General features: G+C 42.0%; 14 protein-coding genes. 5 read left to right on the top strand and 9 right to left on the bottom strand.

The window, feature by feature from the left end; all coding sequences use genetic code 11:
• Window positions 1-90: 90 nt before the first annotated feature.
• The gene (locus tag ID165_RS03085) at window positions 91-429 is read right to left on the bottom strand and encodes a hypothetical protein (protein WP_192348930.1); all 339 of its coding nucleotides are present in this window, start codon (window positions 427-429) and stop codon (window positions 91-93) included.
• 219 nt (window positions 430-648) lie between these two features.
• Complete coding sequence (locus ID165_RS03080; RefSeq protein WP_192348929.1) at window positions 649-1,830, bottom strand: dicarboxylate/amino acid:cation symporter; 1,182 nt, start codon at window positions 1,828-1,830, stop codon at window positions 649-651.
• Window positions 1,831-2,148: 318 nt separating this feature from the next.
• Between ID165_RS03080 and ID165_RS03075 the strand changes: the two genes are divergently transcribed.
• The gene (locus tag ID165_RS03075; RefSeq protein WP_192348928.1) at window positions 2,149-2,709 is read left to right on the top strand and encodes an isochorismatase family protein; all 561 of its coding nucleotides are present in this window, start codon (window positions 2,149-2,151) and stop codon (window positions 2,707-2,709) included.
• A 71-nt stretch (window positions 2,710-2,780) separates the two neighbouring features.
• On the opposite strand, the gene ID165_RS03070 is transcribed toward ID165_RS03075, so the two are convergent.
• Together ID165_RS03070 and pgi are read right to left on the bottom strand one after the other, a co-directional pair.
• A complete protein-coding gene (locus tag ID165_RS03070; protein WP_192348927.1) occupies window positions 2,781-3,776 on the bottom strand; it encodes a PD40 domain-containing protein in 996 nt (331 codons plus the stop codon).
• A gap of 477 nt (window positions 3,777-4,253) precedes the next feature.
• Complete coding sequence (gene pgi, locus ID165_RS03065; protein ID WP_192348926.1) at window positions 4,254-5,900, bottom strand: glucose-6-phosphate isomerase; 1,647 nt, start codon at window positions 5,898-5,900, stop codon at window positions 4,254-4,256.
• Between the two features lie 226 nt (window positions 5,901-6,126).
• Here pgi and ID165_RS03060 point away from each other — a divergent pair, with 226 nt between their 5' ends.
• The gene (locus tag ID165_RS03060; RefSeq protein WP_192348925.1) at window positions 6,127-6,894 is read left to right on the top strand and encodes a TonB family protein; all 768 of its coding nucleotides are present in this window, start codon (window positions 6,127-6,129) and stop codon (window positions 6,892-6,894) included.
• Window positions 6,895-7,134: 240 nt separating this feature from the next.
• On the opposite strand, the gene acnA is transcribed toward ID165_RS03060, so the two are convergent.
• Complete coding sequence (acnA, locus tag ID165_RS03055) at window positions 7,135-9,912, bottom strand: aconitate hydratase AcnA (RefSeq protein WP_192348924.1); 2,778 nt, start codon at window positions 9,910-9,912, stop codon at window positions 7,135-7,137.
• 151 nt (window positions 9,913-10,063) lie between these two features.
• Here acnA and ID165_RS03050 point away from each other — a divergent pair, with 151 nt between their 5' ends.
• Complete coding sequence (locus ID165_RS03050) at window positions 10,064-11,113, top strand: endonuclease/exonuclease/phosphatase family protein (RefSeq protein WP_192348923.1); 1,050 nt, start codon at window positions 10,064-10,066, stop codon at window positions 11,111-11,113.
• A gap of 166 nt (window positions 11,114-11,279) precedes the next feature.
• Here the strand turns inward: ID165_RS03050 and ID165_RS03045 are convergent, their stop codons facing one another.
• The 4 genes from ID165_RS03045 to ID165_RS03030 are packed head-to-tail and all read right to left on the bottom strand — an operon-like array spanning window position 11,280 to window position 14,238.
• On the bottom strand, window positions 11,280-12,257 hold the full coding sequence (locus ID165_RS03045) for an MlaD family protein (RefSeq protein WP_192348922.1): 978 nt from the start codon (window positions 12,255-12,257) through the stop codon (window positions 11,280-11,282).
• Window positions 12,254-13,006: an ABC transporter ATP-binding protein gene (locus tag ID165_RS03040; RefSeq protein ID WP_192348921.1), complete on the bottom strand. Its 753-nt coding sequence runs from the start codon at window positions 13,004-13,006 to the stop codon at window positions 12,254-12,256. The genes ID165_RS03045 and ID165_RS03040 overlap by 4 nt, the downstream gene beginning before the upstream one ends.
• Before the next feature lie 2 nt (window positions 13,007-13,008).
• Entirely contained in the window at window positions 13,009-13,806 is a 798-nt protein-coding gene (locus ID165_RS03035) for an ABC transporter permease (protein WP_192348920.1), read from the bottom strand.
• Window positions 13,807-13,866: 60 nt separating this feature from the next.
• Window positions 13,867-14,238, bottom strand: coding sequence for a response regulator (locus ID165_RS03030; RefSeq protein ID WP_192348919.1), 372 nt, complete (start codon window positions 14,236-14,238; stop codon window positions 13,867-13,869).
• Window positions 14,239-14,711: 473 nt separating this feature from the next.
• Here ID165_RS03030 and ID165_RS03025 point away from each other — a divergent pair, with 473 nt between their 5' ends.
• Entirely contained in the window at window positions 14,712-16,085 is a 1,374-nt protein-coding gene (locus ID165_RS03025) for a TIGR00341 family protein (protein ID WP_192348918.1), read from the top strand.
• A 42-nt stretch (window positions 16,086-16,127) separates the two neighbouring features.
• The gene (locus ID165_RS03020) at window positions 16,128-16,583 is read left to right on the top strand and encodes a YciI family protein (protein ID WP_192348917.1); all 456 of its coding nucleotides are present in this window, start codon (window positions 16,128-16,130) and stop codon (window positions 16,581-16,583) included.
• Window positions 16,584-16,647 lie beyond the last annotated feature (64 nt).

The raw sequence follows: 16,647 nt of genomic DNA, 5'->3' as shown, positions 1-16,647 counted from the left end.
TGCAGGAGTCTCACAGCCAATATAAAGCAAGGAAAATATGGCTACTGGCATCATTGCGGATCATCATATAATTATTACCCTACTGGAATATTATACTTCTAAATCCCGTATTTCTTCTACCGGGACCCGCTTGATAAATTCATCGTAATACCGGTTATCCTCATCTGAATAAGTGCCGTAAGCATTTAGGATAAACCCTTTTTCACCGGATTCGCTATGAATAAGATAAATCACCGCCATATCTGCCGGATCTGATTCCCCTTCAAACCTGTAGGTCTTTACGATTTTGAGCTGCTCAGGCTGATAGAGTGTTTCAGACCCGTCAAAGCTGGCACCGGCCCGTTGGATATTCAACTCGTTACCGTAACCTCTATCGGGAAGAAGGTTCAATACCTGAGAGTAAGTAGTCATTGATTTGGATGTGCTCATGATTTCTAAGTTTTGGTAAAAGAGACAAAGTACTTTCGCTTACCATTCTTATACAAGTCCAAGACCAACGAGCAAGAAAATCGACGCCCCCCCAAAAACCACACCCTCCCCAGTATTTAGGATACATTTTAGCAAAGCCACGAAATTCTCATGGCATCCACAAAATCATTAAAATGCGGTAAACCCGCCCCTAAATGGGCAGTACTCCAGTAATACTGGTCAAGCTAAAGTATTCTTTTCCTCCTTAGTAATTTTATCCACCACCAGAGCAATTGCTCCGTCTCCGGTAACATTGCAAGCTGTGCCGAAGCTGTCCATCGCAATATAAAGTGCAATCATCAAACCGATCATTTCTTCGCTGAAACCCAGCATAGACTGCAGCACACCAATGGCCGCCATAATCGCACCACCGGGTACACCCGGAGCGGCTACCATCGCGATACCCAGCATAAAAATAAATCCTGCAAACATTCCAAAATCAAATGGTACACCTTCCAAAATCATCAAAGCCATCGCACAGGCAGTAATTTTCATAATGCTTCCAGACAAGTGAATGGTGGCACAAAGAGGAATCACAAACCCTGCGATTTTAGGAGAAACGCCGTTTTTCCCGGCTTGCTCTAAGGTCACAGGAATCGTAGCCGCTGAAGATTGAGTACCCAAAGCCGTGAAATAAGCAGGCATCATATTTCCCAGCAGGCGTAAGGGATTCTTCTTCACAAGAGCTCCTGTGATTACATATTGGAGTAGTAGTAAGAAAATATGCATGGCGAAAATCACCCCAATGATATTGATGAAAACAGAGAGAATTGAATATACCTGGCCACTAAAGGCCATATTTGCAAATATGCCTAGAATGAAAAGCGGAAGAAATGGAATAATTACATTCTCGATCACTTGCATGATAATGGCCTCAAAATCCTTCGCTACTTTCTTAAGGGTAGAGTTTTCCTGATAAGACAGTCCCAGCCCGATCACAAAAGCCAATACCAAAGCCGACATCACATCTATCACTGCCGGGATGGTAATACTGAAATATGGGACTAAATCAGCACCATTTTCCGAGACCTCAGCCGTCTCATTGATGTGGGAAGCGAGAAGTGAAGGAAAAATGGCAGATGAAGTGAAATAACTCATAAAGCCCGAAAAGAGCGTTGAGCCATAAGCAATTGCCGCAGTAATCAGCAATAATTTCCCTGCACCCTTCCCCAAGTCCGAAATCGCCGGCATGATCAAACCCAAAATAATAAGCGGAATAGCGAAGTTGAGGAATTGTCCAAAAAACGCATTGAAGGTAGCAAAAATTCGATTGATGGATTCCGGCAAGTAAAGGCCGAAGACAATGCCCAAAACAATGGCAATAAATACTTTAAATAGTAGATTGGAGAATAATTGCTTCATTTTTTAGCTATAACTTGGGTTTTAAAGGTAATTCTGCGCTTTGTTAGATTTTAAGATCGCTAAGATATAAGGAATGCAGTCTATGAGCCTGATGCTTTTGAAAAAAATGATGTAGGAAGGAAAGTTTCATCAGATTGAGAGAAACACTATTTCATGAAATACTACCTTTGATACTATCAAATGATACTTTCTTGAATTTCCCCTTATGTCATTAACTCTCTAATTTTGATATTAGGAAACCAAGAGCTGCAAAAAGCCAGACAGGTAATTTTCAGATCAAGGTCGCTAACGAAGAGTCGGAATTAATTAAAGAAAATAATGAAAAACAGAAAAGCGCTCTTAGTTATTGATATGCAAAAAGGTTCATTTACTTCAGAGACACCTAGATTTGATACATCAGGAGTTGTGGAGCGAATAAATGAACTGGCAGAAATATTCCGAAAAATGGAAAATCCTGTATTCTATATCCAGCACGACGGAACGGGCAGTGGGAATTTTGAAAAGAATTCAGAGGATTGGGGAATTTTGGATGAGCTAATAGTTGAATCCACCGATGTCAGAATTGATAAATATGCGAACGATGTTTTTTACAAATCTGAATTGCATTCAAAACTGATTCAATTGAATGTAAATGAGTTATTTATTACGGGCTGTGCAACTGATTTTTGCGTAGAATCAACTATTCAATCAGCATTGACGAAGGAATATCAAATTACAGTAGTGGCAGACGGGCATACAACCGGAGAAAGGCCAAATCTAAAAGCAAAACAGGTTATCGACCATTATAATTGGGTCTGGAAAAACATGACACCTATAAATGGGCAAATCAAGGTTGAGAAAACTGAGCATATAAAAACAATTTTCCAGCACACGAGGTGATCATAAAAGCACAGCAAACCGTCCCCCCGGTCTGTACCACAGACTGGAAGATAACAATCGGATTTCTCTCCCTAAAACTTCGGAATTCCCATAAAGTATAGATCAAAGCCGCCAAGACCTCCGGGACGATTGGAGGAGAAGATCATCAGGCGATTGGCAAATCCGGGATGATCCGATACGACAGGACGATATTCATCGTATTCTGAATTGATTCTTGGGCCAAAGTTGACCGGCTCCGACCAGCCATCGCCGGTTTTTTGTGCATAGTATAGGTCAAAACCTCCAAATCCTCCGGGTCGATCCGAAGAAAAGACCAGTAAGTCCCCGTAAACAAAAGGCATGTGATCGTTAGAAGAGGTATTTAAACTCAGTTTTCTCACTGTTTTAGGATTGGAATCGCTCAAAAACTGCAATGGACTTTGCCCTTCGGAAATAGGTGATTCATAGATATCAAATTGCCCGTCTTTGTCGGAAGTGAATAGTAGCATTTCAGGCTTTGCCGGACTTGGTTCCATTCCCTTCAGGAAGTTGGAACCGTAGAAGCTGGGATATATTTCATTAGAAGCTTGATCCAAAATCCGGAAGCTTTGGTCTTCTCCGACACCTGAAGCTGTTTTTTCAGATTCCGAAAAGATAACATACATTCCATTCACTTCCCGACTGAACAAAAGCACTCTATTATTCTCGCTTTCCAGAAAACTGTAGGGACCTTTTTCATGGGCGGATGATTCAGTTTTTCTGACCAAATCCCTAAAAGACTCATAATCCCGGTCAAATAAAATATTGGATGGCTTAACAGTAAGTATGCCCTCTGACCTGTCCCAATAAAAATTTAGATACGATAGGGTGAGATTAAAGTCCCCAGTCTGGCTGTTAGCCCGGTTGGTTGAGAATACCAAGTGTACATCGCCACTGATAAAGGGGATATCGGAATTGATATCATCCAAGGATGAATTGGCTTCCTTGAGATTGACTGGTTCCTGAGGAAATACACCTACATTATATTTATTCCTATTACAAGAAATAAGAATAAATCCCAATCCTAATATAATCAGAGCATTTTTCATCTTATTCCGGTTATCATTTTCAAACCATTGTTATAATTCTGACCAGAAGAACCATTTGGAGCAAAATTTCCACTGCCAAACCAACCATTACTTCCCCCATCCCCAATTCATAAAATACCAGATATAAGACCATTCTATACAGTCGTCCCCTTTTACAACAAAAGTGAGGTCCGGAGCTTTGAACTGTGAAAACACAGCTTAGTTCTTTTGATTGAACTTCTGGAGACGCAGGATAACACAAAATAGAAAAATAAGCGCAGAACATCACTACAAAGAATCTCCGTACCACACTCCGCGCCCACTGTGGTTAAACAGTCATTCATCACCCGTTTTTCTGTGAGTGAGACACTCATGGAGGCTTGCATAGTGGATAAACTTCACAAAAAATCCCGACTCTTCGCAAAATCGGGATTTTGGATTTCTAAAAAACAGCCCCGGTATGTATTCCCACAGACCGGAACTTAATTTAGTCATTTTTTACTCCCTCATTTTTTTATAAGCATTGATCAGTCCATTGGTAGATCCATCGTGGGCGGTGATTTCTTCATTGCCACGCAGCTCAGGCAGGATGCCGTTTGCCAAGACTTTGCCTAGCTCCACTCCCCACTGGTCAAAGCTAAAAATATCCCAAATCACTCCCTGTACAAAGATTTTGTGCTCATACATTGCGATCAATGCACCAAGCGTATAGGGAGTAATCTTCTTTACCAAAATGGAATTGGTTGGTCTATTTCCTTCAAAAACCCGGTGCGGAGCTATTTTCTCAATCTCCTCATCAGACTTACCGGCTGCTTTCATTTCGGCCTTCACCTCTTCCAGAGACTTTCCTTTCATCAATGCTTCGGTTTGAGCAAAGAAATTGGAAAGCAACTTCTGATGATGATCTCCGATAGGATTATGTGAAATAGCAGGAGCGATAAAATCACAAGGTATCAGGTGCGTGCCCTGATGGATCAACTGGTAGAATGCATGCTGACCATTGGTGCCTGGCTCTCCCCAGATAATCGGTCCGGTAGTATAGTTTACTTTTTCTCCTGAGCGACTTACATACTTGCCGTTACTTTCCATATTTCCTTGCTGGAAATAGGCCGCAAATCGGTGCATATATTGATCGTAAGGCAAAATTGCCTCAGAACTCGCTCCAAGGAAATTGGTGTTCCAGACACCTATCAGTGCGAGAACCACAGGAATATTTCGATCAAACTGCGCATGACGGAAATGCTTATCCATCGCATGGGCGCCGGCAAGCAATTTCTCGAAGTTATCGAAACCTATGGTACAGGCTATCGGCAAACCTATTGCAGACCAAAGCGAGTATCTACCGCCAACCCAATCCCAAAATTCAAACATATTATCCGTATCAATGCCAAATTCTGAAACAGACTTGGCATTCGTGGAAAGTGCCACGAAATGCTTGGCAACTGCTGTATCTATTTTGGCATGCTCCAAAAACCAAGCTCTGGCAGTATGCGCATTGGTCATGGTTTCCTGAGTGGTAAAAGTCTTGGATGCGATAAAGAAAAGCGTAGTCTCCGGATCTACTTTTTTCAGCGTTTCGGCGATATGGGTTCCATCTACATTCGATACGAAAAAGCACTCAATATCCGGATTTTGATAAGGTTTCAAAGCTTCCGTCACCATCACAGGACCAAGATCAGATCCTCCGATACCTATATTTACCAGAGATTTGATAGGCTTTCCGGTATAGCCAAGCCATTCTTTGTTCTGTATTTTGTCAGCAAAAGATTTCATCTTTTTCAAGACAGCCGTGACGTCCTCTGTAATATTGTGTCCGTCCAGAAATGCTGCTTCATCAGCCGGATTTCTTAGCGCAGTATGCAATACAGCTCTTCCTTCTGTTACGTTGATTGGCTTGCCGGAGAACATGTCTTCCACAGCTACATGGAGTTTGCACTCTCGCGCCAGATCAAAAAGTGCATCCAGTATATCCTGATTAAGTCTGTTTTTGGAAAAATCGACTAGGATATCTTCCAGAGAAAGACTCAATCTATCAAAGCGTTCTCTTTCATCGAATTGAGAAAGAATAGTCATGTCTTTATGATCTTCGGCAAGCTTCTGTAATCTTGTCCAGGCTGGGGTCGTGGTGGGATTGATTGCGTTCATCGGTTTGTTTTTAATAGGAATGAGCCACAAAAATAAGGTTTATCTTGAGGGATAAAAGTTAATTATACAAAAGCAAAGGTCTGGCAAATAGCAACACCACTAGCTAAATAAAAGCATGGGGTTCAATGAAAATTTCCCAAAAGTCAGCCGGAAAGGATTTAGACATCTGAATTTGCATCTGCTGGGAAGTTTTTGTAAAATTAAACGTTACTAAATAGTGAGTATTATGAATCGATTTAGTCCATCTAAATTTTTGTTCCTTCTCATTTTTTCAATAGGTCTTTCTTTATCGGCATCCCGAGCTCAGGATAAGCAAATAGTCAAACTAAACGAACACTTCTATCCAATCAATGAAAATGATAGCATAAACTATTTCTATAAAGCAATCACCACCTACCTTACAGATAGCACCTCACTAGAACGAATATTCAGCCGGAAAAACCAAATTGTGAAAATCACCCGCTATGGATACAATGAGGAAGGGGATTTTCCGGAAGAAAACATAGAGACTTATGACACAAATGGTAAGATAAACTCCAAGAAAATCAAGAATAGAAACAACGGTTTCTTCCATGCTATTTATTACAATGACGGAGAGCTATTAGGAGACGTCCTACACCGAGGGGCTAATAACTATGAAATCCGAAAGGCGGAAAATGGGGAAATAACCAATTCTGAAGAAAATCCTTTTGAACCTCAACCTGGCTTTGATAAAAACAAATGGGAAAATACATTGATAAAAAACCTGAAGTATCCAACTACTGCGAGACGCAATGGAGAGGAAGGTACGGTGATGTTGGCAATTTATGTAAATGAATTTGGAGAACATACAGAACCAGTCCTAGCTAATCCTGAAAATGTAAGCAAATCTATAGCCAGGGAAGCCCTTCGGGTGGTGAATAAATATGAGGGAGAGATCACTCCCGCAAAGACAATTGAAGGAAACACAGTAGATGCTTGGTTATATATTCCTATCCGTTTTATGCTTGATTGAAAACAGCGCTATTTTTTCTTTGCTCTAATTTCTTACGGTTGTTTCCCTGATTCCCGTAATTCTATTGGGCATCTTACGAACTCAATAACTTCAAAGCAAGACAAACAGCAAAACCCGCCATTGCAGACGGGTTTTGTTAGTTAAAAACCTACACGATAGGCAATGAGATCGCTTCGTGCCTCGCAATGACGTCACCACACCTCAACTTCACCCGCATCACCCGGCATCCCCCCAACTCCTCTAATCCATCAGAAAATCCCTCAATACATAATTCAGGATTCCTCCATGCTTATAGTAAGCGATCTCAACTTCCGAATCCAGTCTGGAAAGAACTTCGATTTTCTTCTCCTCTGATTCAGTTTTTACAATCACTTCGAACCTCTGAGATGGCCTTAAACCTAATTCAATTCCCACAATACTAAATTCTTCTTTTCCTGTTAGACTAAGGCTTTCTGCATTTTGGCCGGGCAAATACTGTAGAGGAAGAACACCCATTCCCACCAGGTTACTTCGGTGAATACGCTCATAGCTCTCTGCAAGCACTGCTTTGATTCCCAGTAAGTTGGTTCCCTTTGCGGCCCAATCGCGGGAGGATCCCGATCCGTATTCCTTCCCTGCCAAGACTACCAAAGGCACATTTGCAGCCTGATACTTCTCAGAAGCTTCAAATACACTCATTTCCTCATTGGTAGGAATGTAAGTAGTAAACCCGCCTTCTTGTGTACTGAGCTGGTTTTTAATCCGCACGTTGGCAAAGGTTCCCCTTACCATCACCTCATCATTTCCTCTTCTGGAGCCGTAGGAATTGAAGTTAGGTCGCTCCACCCCTCTACTATTCAGATATTTACCGGCCGGTGTATCCGGTCTGAAAGATCCCGCAGGCGATATATGGTCTGTTGTGATGGAATCGCCGAGTTTCAAAAGAACTCTGGCATTTATAATATCTCTAGGCTCGGGGACTTCAATAGAAATACCTTTAAAAAACGGAGCCTCTTTGATATACGTACTGCTCTCATCCCATGGGTAGATCTCCCCTTCTCCTGATTGAAGTTCCTTCCAAATTTCATTTCCTTCAAATATTTCTCCGTAGCTTTTCTGGTAATCATCCGGAGTAAGGACTTTTCTGGCCACTTCTGCTATTTCCTCATTAGTAGGCCAAATGTCCTTCAAAAACACCGGCTCAAGGTTAGGATCGTATCCGATCGGCTCATTTAATAAATCCACATCCACACGACCCACTAGCGCATATACAACCACAAGCATCGGTGACATGAGGTAATTCATTTTCACCTGTGGATGTACCCGGGCTTCAAAATTTCTGTTTCCCGACAGTACTGAGGCAACTACCAGGTCATTGTCTTCTACTGCCTGAGCAATATGCCGGGGAAGAGGTCCGGAGTTACCGATACAAGAAGTACATCCATAACCTACAGTATGGAATTTCAAAGCTTCCAAATCTTCTAGCAAATTGGATTTCTCCAGATAGTCTGTTACTACTTTTGAGCCCGGTGCCAAAGAAGTCTTTACCCATGGCTTCACATCCAGACCGCGCTCACGGGCTTTTTTCGCCACCAAACCCGCTCCCAACATCACGGAAGGATTGGAAGTGTTTGTACAGGAAGTAATTGCGGCTATAACTATGGAACCATCGTACAGTTCGAATTTCTCATTGTGCAGACTTACCGAAACGGTCTTTAAGCCATTTTTAATTTTGGTTTTGATCTCTGTTTCGGCAGGGGCTTTGGCATCAGACTGATCCTCCGTCTGACCTCCGCCTTCTTCCATGAACCGGGAAATTTCCTCCCTTTTATCAATCGGAATATATTCTCTACCGTGGACTGAATGTAATAATTCTTCAAATTTCGGTTTGAAGTCTCTTACCAAAATCTTGTCCTGAGGACGCTTCGGACCCGACACGGTTGCTTCCACTGTTCCCAAATCCAATTCCACCACAGAACTGTACTGAATCAAGTCCTCGTCTTTCCTCCATAGCAAGTTCGCTTTGCAATACTCCTCCACAAGTTTGATCTGATCTGCTGAGCGATTGGTTTTTCCCATATAGTCCAATGTCCTATCATCGATTGGAAAATACGAAACAGTACATCCAAACTCCGGAGACATATTGGAAATCGTAGCGCGATCAGGCACAGACAAGTGATCCAACCCAGGCCCAAAGACCTCCACAAACTTACCCACCACACCATGCCTTCTTAGCAGTTCGGTAATAGTCAACACCATATCAGTAGCAGTAGTGCCTGCGGGCAATTCTCCCGTCAGTTTCAGACCCACCACCTCAGGCATAATAAAATAAATCGGCTGACCGAGAATCGCCGCTTCTGCCTCAATGCCTCCTACACCCCAGCCGACTACTCCGATTCCATTTACCATAGGTGTGTGGGAGTCCGTTCCTACCAGCGTATCGGGAAAAACCGATCCATCGCGTCTGATTACCCCTTGAGCCAGATATTCAAGGTTTACTTGGTGGCAAATCCCCATCCCGGGAGGAACTACAGAAAAATTGTCAAATGTCTTTTGGGCCCATTTCAGGAATTTATAACGTTCTGAGTTCCGCTCGTACTCCACCTCGACATTTCTCTGATAGCTATAATTAGTTCCGAAGTAATCCACCTGCACGGAGTGATCTATCACCAAATCCACAGGAATAAGGGGGTTGATTGCACTGGCATTTTTACCTTTTCGCTGTGCCTCAGATCTCAGTGAGGCAATATCCACTACTGCGGGAACTCCCGTAAAATCCTGCATCAAAACTCTGGCTGGCTTGTAAGGAATGTCCTTGTCGGATGGTTGGGGAGACCAATTGATCAGCGTTTCCAAATGATCTTTGGTAATAGCAAAGTCATCGAAATTCCTTAAGGCATTTTCCAATAAGATTCTGATCGAGAAAGGCAAATGCTTTACCGGGTGACCATTTGCTTCAAGCTTCTCCAAACTCCAATAAGTGTGATCTCCTGATGAGGTTTTTAACGTAGTTTTGATTCGGTATGGGTCTTGACTCATAATTAATTAGGGGCTTTGGTTAAAAAAGATTCTTTAATATAACTCAAAATTCCTGCTCAGAATTCCATCTTTGCGAATTGGTTGACAAAGTGCTGCCAAAAGCAGGAAGATTATTCCACTTTAAATTAACTTAAGAAAATCAAATTCTTACATGGCTTACATTCTACTTCGGGTATTAAGTGCTTTTTTTCTATTCGCCACATTTCTGCCATTAGTCAAGCTAGACTATTGGTGGATACGGGTTTTCGACTACCCAAGACTTCAAAAACTGGTCATTACAGTGATATTGCTCAGTTGCTGGACATTTGGTCTGGGGCTGAGTTCAGATCCCGAACCTTATCTCTGGATTTTTGCCTTGGCAATAGCTGCCATTTACCTGATTACCAAAGTGTGGCCCTTCACTTGGCTAGGCGGAAAGATGATAGATACAGTTCCTTATTCTGAGGATGAAGGAATCCATATCCTTGTGGGGAATGTATATCAATACAACAAAAATCACGGAAAAGCAGTAGCTCTTGCCAAATCAATAAATCCTGATTTGATATTTTTTGTAGAGACAGACAAGGCTTGGGAAAAGGGCCTGTCTGAAATAGAAAAGGCATATCCTTCCCAAATAAAAATCCCATTGGACAACACTTATGGACTGCTGCTCTATACCCGGATGGAAATTATCCGTCAGGAAGTAAATTATCTGGTCGATGACAAAATTCCCTCTCTGGAAATAGATGTAAAACTACGAAATGGGAAAATAATTACCATTTATGCGATTCACCCTACCCCTCCTGTACCCGGAGAAAACACAGAAAGCACTGAAAGAGATGCAGAAATCTTAATCGTGGGAAAAAAAGCCAAAAACAATCCAAAGCCTTCCTTGGTAATAGGAGATCTGAACGATGTAGCATGGAGTTATACCACGGAGTTATTTTTAAAAAACTCAGAAATGGCTGATCCGCGCAGAGGAAGGGGGCTTTTCAACACCTTCCATGCCAAGGTGCCTTTATTCCGATGGCCTTTAGACCATATTTTCCTTAGCAAACACTTTGGGCTTGCTGAGCTCAAAGTAGAAAAAGACATAGGTTCTGATCATTTCCCGATATCCTTAAAGGCTGTACTCACTAAACATGAAACTACTGACACCATGAAAGCTAACGGCGAAGAAAAAAAAGAAGCCCGCGAAAAAATCAATCGCGGGCTTAATTGATTAAGAAATTTATCTTTTTGTGATTATCCTCAATGATGACAGTAACCATATTTCCCTTGTTTACTGGACGGAAGACCGAAGTGGCCTTGACCTCCGCTAGTGTTTTCCGAATAGTATGACACCTTTTCTTCCGTTACTGATAGAAAAGCGGATAATCATATATCTTTTAATTGTTCTCCTTTGCTTCAGCTTTTTTCTTACGTTTGAAGCCTTTGTTGAACGGCCAGGTATACTCCAAAGCATCCATGCCACGATTCAGGTTATAGGTAGCCGAATCAGCATTTTGAAGTGTACTTCGCAAACTCTCTGCAAACTCCGGATCGTTCAAAAGCATTCCCACGGAGTTATCGGTTGAGTTGAACTTCTCCGATACCGCACTCAGTTCAGAAGTCATCTTCTGGGCTTCCGCTGCTGCTGTATTCAGACTTTCCATAGTCTGTTTCAAATCACTAACCATGGTGGTGTCAGTAACTAGGTCATTGAATAAGGTTCCCTCCTTATTGAGTTTGGCAGTGAAACTTTGAAGCTCAGCGATCATCCTATTGCTGTTTATGGATGCTTTATTCAAATTTTCTACGATAGCCTTAAAGTTTTCACCAATCAGAGAATCTGTCAATGCAGCCCCTACCATGCCTTCTCCTTCTGCCAGTTTGCTTGTAAGGTTTTTAAGATTGCCTGTGATTTCAACGAGATTTTCATTGTTCACCTGTAAAGTTTCCATCATCTGATCCGTATCCAAAGGCATGACTGATTCCAGCCTGTCCCCATCCTGAACAGGTGGTGCCAGCGTAGTTCCGCCATAGATCACGATGATTTTATTGCCTATTAGTCCATCGGAGCTGATGGTAGCCTTAGAATCCTTTCTAATAAAATCTACGACTCCTTTTTCCACGTTCATTTCTATTTCCACCTGTGAATCTCCATAAAAATTGATTTTACGGACAGTTCCTATTTTCACACCGGAAAACCAGATGTTATTCCCGGTCTGGAGTCCTCCGATATCATCGAATACAGCCTTAAGCTGAATTGCCTTTACAAATTTTTTCTGCTGACCTCCTAGTGTCAATACACCTGTTACCAGAATTGCTATGCCTATGAAGACAAAAATGCCTACCATGACTGATCTTTTATTTTCCCCTCTCATGAGTTGATGAAATTATAATCGTAAAATGATTTTATACGTTTGTCTTCTGCGTTGGGAAAAACCTCCTCGAACGTCCCAACAGCGTCAAACTGTCCCTCCAGCAGCACTGCCATCCGATCCCCTGTATCTTTGGCACAGGTCAAATCGTGTGTAATCACGATGGATGAAGTATTGTACTCTTCCCGTACTTGTTTTATGAGTGTGTTGATCTCTCCGCAGGTAATAGGATCCAATCCTGCCGTAGGCTCATCGTAAAGCATTATCTCAGGCTCCAATATTAACGTACGCGCAACACCGATTCGTTTCTTTTGACCTCCGGAAAGCTCAGAAGGCATCTGATTGATAGACTGGGGCAATCCTACGCTGTCCAACAAACCTTCTATTTTCATGGTAATTTCCTTCTTCGTCAGATTCTTGATGTTTCTTACCAAAGGGAATTCCATATTTTCACGGACAGTCATACTATCATAAAGCGCCGAATTTTGGAAAGAGAACCCAATTCTCAACCGCAATTCATTCAAAGCTCTTGTTTTTAGCGTAGACACCTCTTTGCCCAATACCTTCATGGATCCTGAGTCTTGTTTCAGAAGCCCAACCATAATTTTGATCAGTACAGACTTCCCTGATCCTGATTTCCCCAATACCACCAGGTTTTCCCCTTTATACAGATCAAGATCCACACCTTTCAATACATCCAAGTCTCCAAAAGACTTCTCCAAACCGCGAATTTCTACAACCTTCTCTTCCATAATCAAAATGCTCGGATTGCGTTAACAATCTGAAGAACCAGAAGCTCTTCGATAAATATCAAGAACATGGCCATAACTACCGCAGCATTTGCCGCACGGCCTACACCCTCTGTCCCTTTGGATGAATTGTACCCCTTGTAACAGCCTACTATACCGATAGTAAAGCCAAACAATAAGGCTTTAAGCACCGAGGAAATAATATCCAGAAAACTTATCGCTCCAAAGACCTCTACAAAGAAGGTTACTATACTTACATTCTCATTTGCGTTCACACTGAGAAATGACCCCATCAATGCTACAAAATCCGTAAACATTACCAGCACCGGGATCATAAATGTGGTCGCCAAAACTCTGGTGACTACCAGAAATTTGAAAGGATTGGTAGCGGATACTTCCATAGCATCGATCTGTTCTGTCACCTTCATAGAACCTATCTCCGCCCCTATACTGGATCCGACCTTACCTGCAGCAATCAAAGCCGTGACTAAAGGTCCCATGGCGCGGACTACTGCTATAGAAATAAGGGAAGGAAGCCAAGAGGTAGCTCCGAAGTTGGCCAGAGAAGGCCTGGATTGATTGGTAAAAACGATTCCTACAATGAATCCGGTCAATGCAATCAACGGCAATGACTCCACACCAATGCGGTAGCATTGGTGAATAACTTCCTTAAATTCATACGGCGGCACAAATACTTCCTTGAAGAATCGCCTTACAAAATTCCAAGCGTCTGCCAGTCCCGTAAAAAACTTGTCTATTTTCTTTGAAAGCAGGGGCTTTCTGTCTTCTGCTTTTTCAGTCATACATTCTTTCTGATGGCTCGAAATTAATTAAATTATTCTTAAGGATAGTTCTAATCTGCTTCAAAGTCCAAGGATTGATCTCAGGTCAGATTCACTTAATGGTTTCTCAAAAATCCTACTGATTCTTTTATCCGAATTTACCCTTAGAATTTCTTCGCTCTCCACTGCTCCCGACTGCAAAATCATGATCGAATTTGGACTTACTTTTTCAGCCTCGCGTACAAACTCCCAACCACTCATCTCAGGCAAATTCAAATCCACCAAAAGCAAATCCACCGATTCAGATTTCAGGAAATCCAGAGCCTCGCCAGGTGTGTCGAAATAAACAAATCCAACACCGGAATCAATTTTCAAAAGTCTTTTTTCAATTAGAATTTTTTGGATTTTGTCATCATCAAGAAGCAGAATTTTTTTTATGCTTGAAGATTTCATGTTGTAAATTTTGGCACTTCAGGTTGTGACTTGATTCCGCTAAGATTGGGAAATTCTGTGGCAAAAACTCAATCTTCCCCAAAGACATTTCCGGAGAATTGTATACGAGGCACGCATCGACGATGGGTGATAATTTCAAATTTATTTTTCGATCTGGACCGACATACAAATCATCCTTGGCCAAAGCCAATCTACATAACTGTATTTTTTTAGCCAAGACTAACTTTTTTAGTCTAGCCAAATTACGAGAACACTAAACCATATACAACTACTTTAAAATCAAACAATTGAAATTAACTAGATAAAGTAAAAATTATCGTTGATAACAGTGGTTTGATAGAGAACAAGTAGATTTATCGAAAAGACTCCACCCCCCTCACCATAGATTATTCTGCAACTAAAAATACGTTAGAGTATACCTAAATGACATCCGGATTTTAGTTATTTTGCCATGATTTATTTTTCAGTTGAATATGGAAGAGCCTAAAGTCAGGAAGAAAAACAGCAATCAATTCATTCGATTTCTTTTATACATCAGAGATCGGTTTGACCTTCAGGAGGGAAAGGAAGACGAGCTGGAAACAATTGAGTACATCAGCAAAAATGTAGAATTCAAAGGCGCAAATCTTTGGATTTTGATCTTTGCTATTTTTGTGGCTTCAGTAGGATTGAATGTAAATTCCACTGCGGTCATCATTGGAGCGATGCTCATATCGCCCCTGATGGGTCCCATTATGGGGATCGGGATGGCGGCGGGGATCAATGATTTTGAACTGTTGAAACGCTCTCTGAGAAACTTGGGAGTGGCGGTATTTATAGCCATTCTGACCTCTTCGATTTACTTCTCCTTCACTCCTCTGGACGATGCCCAATCTGAGCTATTGGCCAGAACAGAACCTACCATTTGGGACGTGTTAATTGCGCTCTTCGGAGGACTTGCCGGGATCATTGCCGGCTCCCGAAAAGAAAAAAGCAATGCCATTCCAGGGGTAGCTATTGCCACTGCCCTGATGCCTCCCCTATGTACCGCCGGCTATGGATTGGCGACGATGAATATGTACTACTTCTTTGGGGCTTTTTATCTTTTCTTTATCAACTCGGTATTCATCTCTCTTTCTACTTACCTCATCGTACGCTTCATGAAATATCCCAAGAAGGAATTCCTGGATGAAAAGAAAGAAAAACGGGTACAAACCTATATTACCATATTCACCATCCTTACCATTGTGCCTAGTGTTTACCTTGCCTATGGCATAGTGATGCGATCCATATGGGAAGAGCAGGCAAAGACGTTTTTACAAACAGAATTGATCTATCCCCGCACGCAGGTTATCTCTACCGAATTATCTTATAACACGGATCCCCGGCTAATCAAGATCAATCTAATCGGAGACAGGCTGGCAGATTCTGAAATCGAACTGTTGGAGACACGCGCCACAGCAGGACTGGATAATACCATCCTTCAGATCAACCAAAGCGGGGGGGTGGAAACAGATATGAATTTACTCCGCTCAGACATTCTAAAAGACCTGTATGACAGAAACGAGCAATTGATCCAAAATAAAGATGAAAAGATCACTCTTCTGGAAAATGAAGTGGCAAATTATGGACAGATAAGAGTGCTGGGTAACGAAATAGCAAATGAAGCCAAAATAAACCATCCGAGTCTTCAGAAATTTACGCTCAACAGATCAATGGTAACTGACCTCGAAAACAACACTACCGACACCTTGCTGGTAGCCTATGCAAAATTCAGAACCAAACCGAACGCAACAGAAACTGATAAATTGATGAAGTGGCTAAAGCTGAGAACTAAATCAGACACAGTTGCGGTAATTCTGTATTGATTTATATCGCCATTTGATAAGTTAACTTAAACAAACCTTACTATGAAAAAGCTATTCTTTTTGACGCTGCTCGCCTTTTCTGCCGTCTCTTCTTCTTTTGCCCAAGATAAGAACTATGACGAAACACTAGCTAAGGAACTCGGTGCGGATGATTACGGGATGAGAAAATACGTGATCGCCTTTCTGTACAGAGGAGAGCGGGTCGGTGAATACAGCGATGAGCAGCGAAAAGACATACAGGCAGGACACATGGCAAATATCAATCAATTGGTCGAAGAAGGTCATCTAGTCATGGCAGGACCTTTCTTTGGGAACGAGGACTTGCGCGGTCTATTTATTTTTGCTGTGGAAAACGTGGAAGAGGCCGAGAAACTAACCGCAACGGATCCGGCTGTAAAGGCAGGTGTACTCAGAATGGAGTTGAAAGAATGGTATGGTTCAGCAGCCTTGATGCTGATGGCGGATATGCATTCAAAAATCGCTAAGATCGAGATCTAACGCTTCCATCATTCCGGACTGACCGCAAGTCAATATTTGCCGGTTTAATCAATATCATCATGCA

The sequence above is a fragment of the Algoriphagus sp. Y33 genome (genome assembly GCF_014838715.1).
Lineage (GTDB): Bacteria > Bacteroidota > Bacteroidia > Cytophagales > Cyclobacteriaceae > Algoriphagus.
This window is presented reverse-complemented; position numbering and strand designations above follow the sequence as displayed.

Excerpts from the sequence above, each read along its gene's own strand:
- ID165_RS03060 (WP_192348925.1), top strand. The coding sequence starts at position 6,127 with ATGAATCGATTTAGTCCATCTAAATTTTTGTTCCTTCTCATTTTTTCA.
- ID165_RS03075 (WP_192348928.1), top strand. The coding sequence starts at position 2,149 with ATGAAAAACAGAAAAGCGCTCTTAGTTATTGATATGCAAAAAGGTTCA.
- pgi (WP_192348926.1), bottom strand. The coding sequence starts at position 5,900 with ATGAACGCAATCAATCCCACCACGACCCCAGCCTGGACAAGATTACAG.
- ID165_RS03080 (WP_192348929.1), bottom strand. The coding sequence starts at position 1,830 with ATGAAGCAATTATTCTCCAATCTACTATTTAAAGTATTTATTGCCATT.
- ID165_RS03040 (WP_192348921.1), bottom strand. The coding sequence starts at position 13,006 with ATGGAAGAGAAGGTTGTAGAAATTCGCGGTTTGGAGAAGTCTTTTGGA.
- ID165_RS03070 (WP_192348927.1), bottom strand. The coding sequence starts at position 3,776 with ATGAAAAATGCTCTGATTATATTAGGATTGGGATTTATTCTTATTTCT.
- ID165_RS03045 (WP_192348922.1), bottom strand. The coding sequence starts at position 12,257 with ATGAGAGGGGAAAATAAAAGATCAGTCATGGTAGGCATTTTTGTCTTC.
- ID165_RS03085 (WP_192348930.1), bottom strand. The coding sequence starts at position 429 with ATGAGCACATCCAAATCAATGACTACTTACTCTCAGGTATTGAACCTT.
- ID165_RS03030 (WP_192348919.1), bottom strand. The coding sequence starts at position 14,238 with ATGAAATCTTCAAGCATAAAAAAAATTCTGCTTCTTGATGATGACAAA.
- ID165_RS03020 (WP_192348917.1), top strand. The coding sequence starts at position 16,128 with ATGAAAAAGCTATTCTTTTTGACGCTGCTCGCCTTTTCTGCCGTCTCT.
- acnA (WP_192348924.1), bottom strand. The coding sequence starts at position 9,912 with ATGAGTCAAGACCCATACCGAATCAAAACTACGTTAAAAACCTCATCA.
- ID165_RS03025 (WP_192348918.1), top strand. The coding sequence starts at position 14,712 with ATGGAAGAGCCTAAAGTCAGGAAGAAAAACAGCAATCAATTCATTCGA.
- ID165_RS03050 (WP_192348923.1), top strand. The coding sequence starts at position 10,064 with ATGGCTTACATTCTACTTCGGGTATTAAGTGCTTTTTTTCTATTCGCC.
- ID165_RS03035 (WP_192348920.1), bottom strand. The coding sequence starts at position 13,806 with ATGACTGAAAAAGCAGAAGACAGAAAGCCCCTGCTTTCAAAGAAAATA.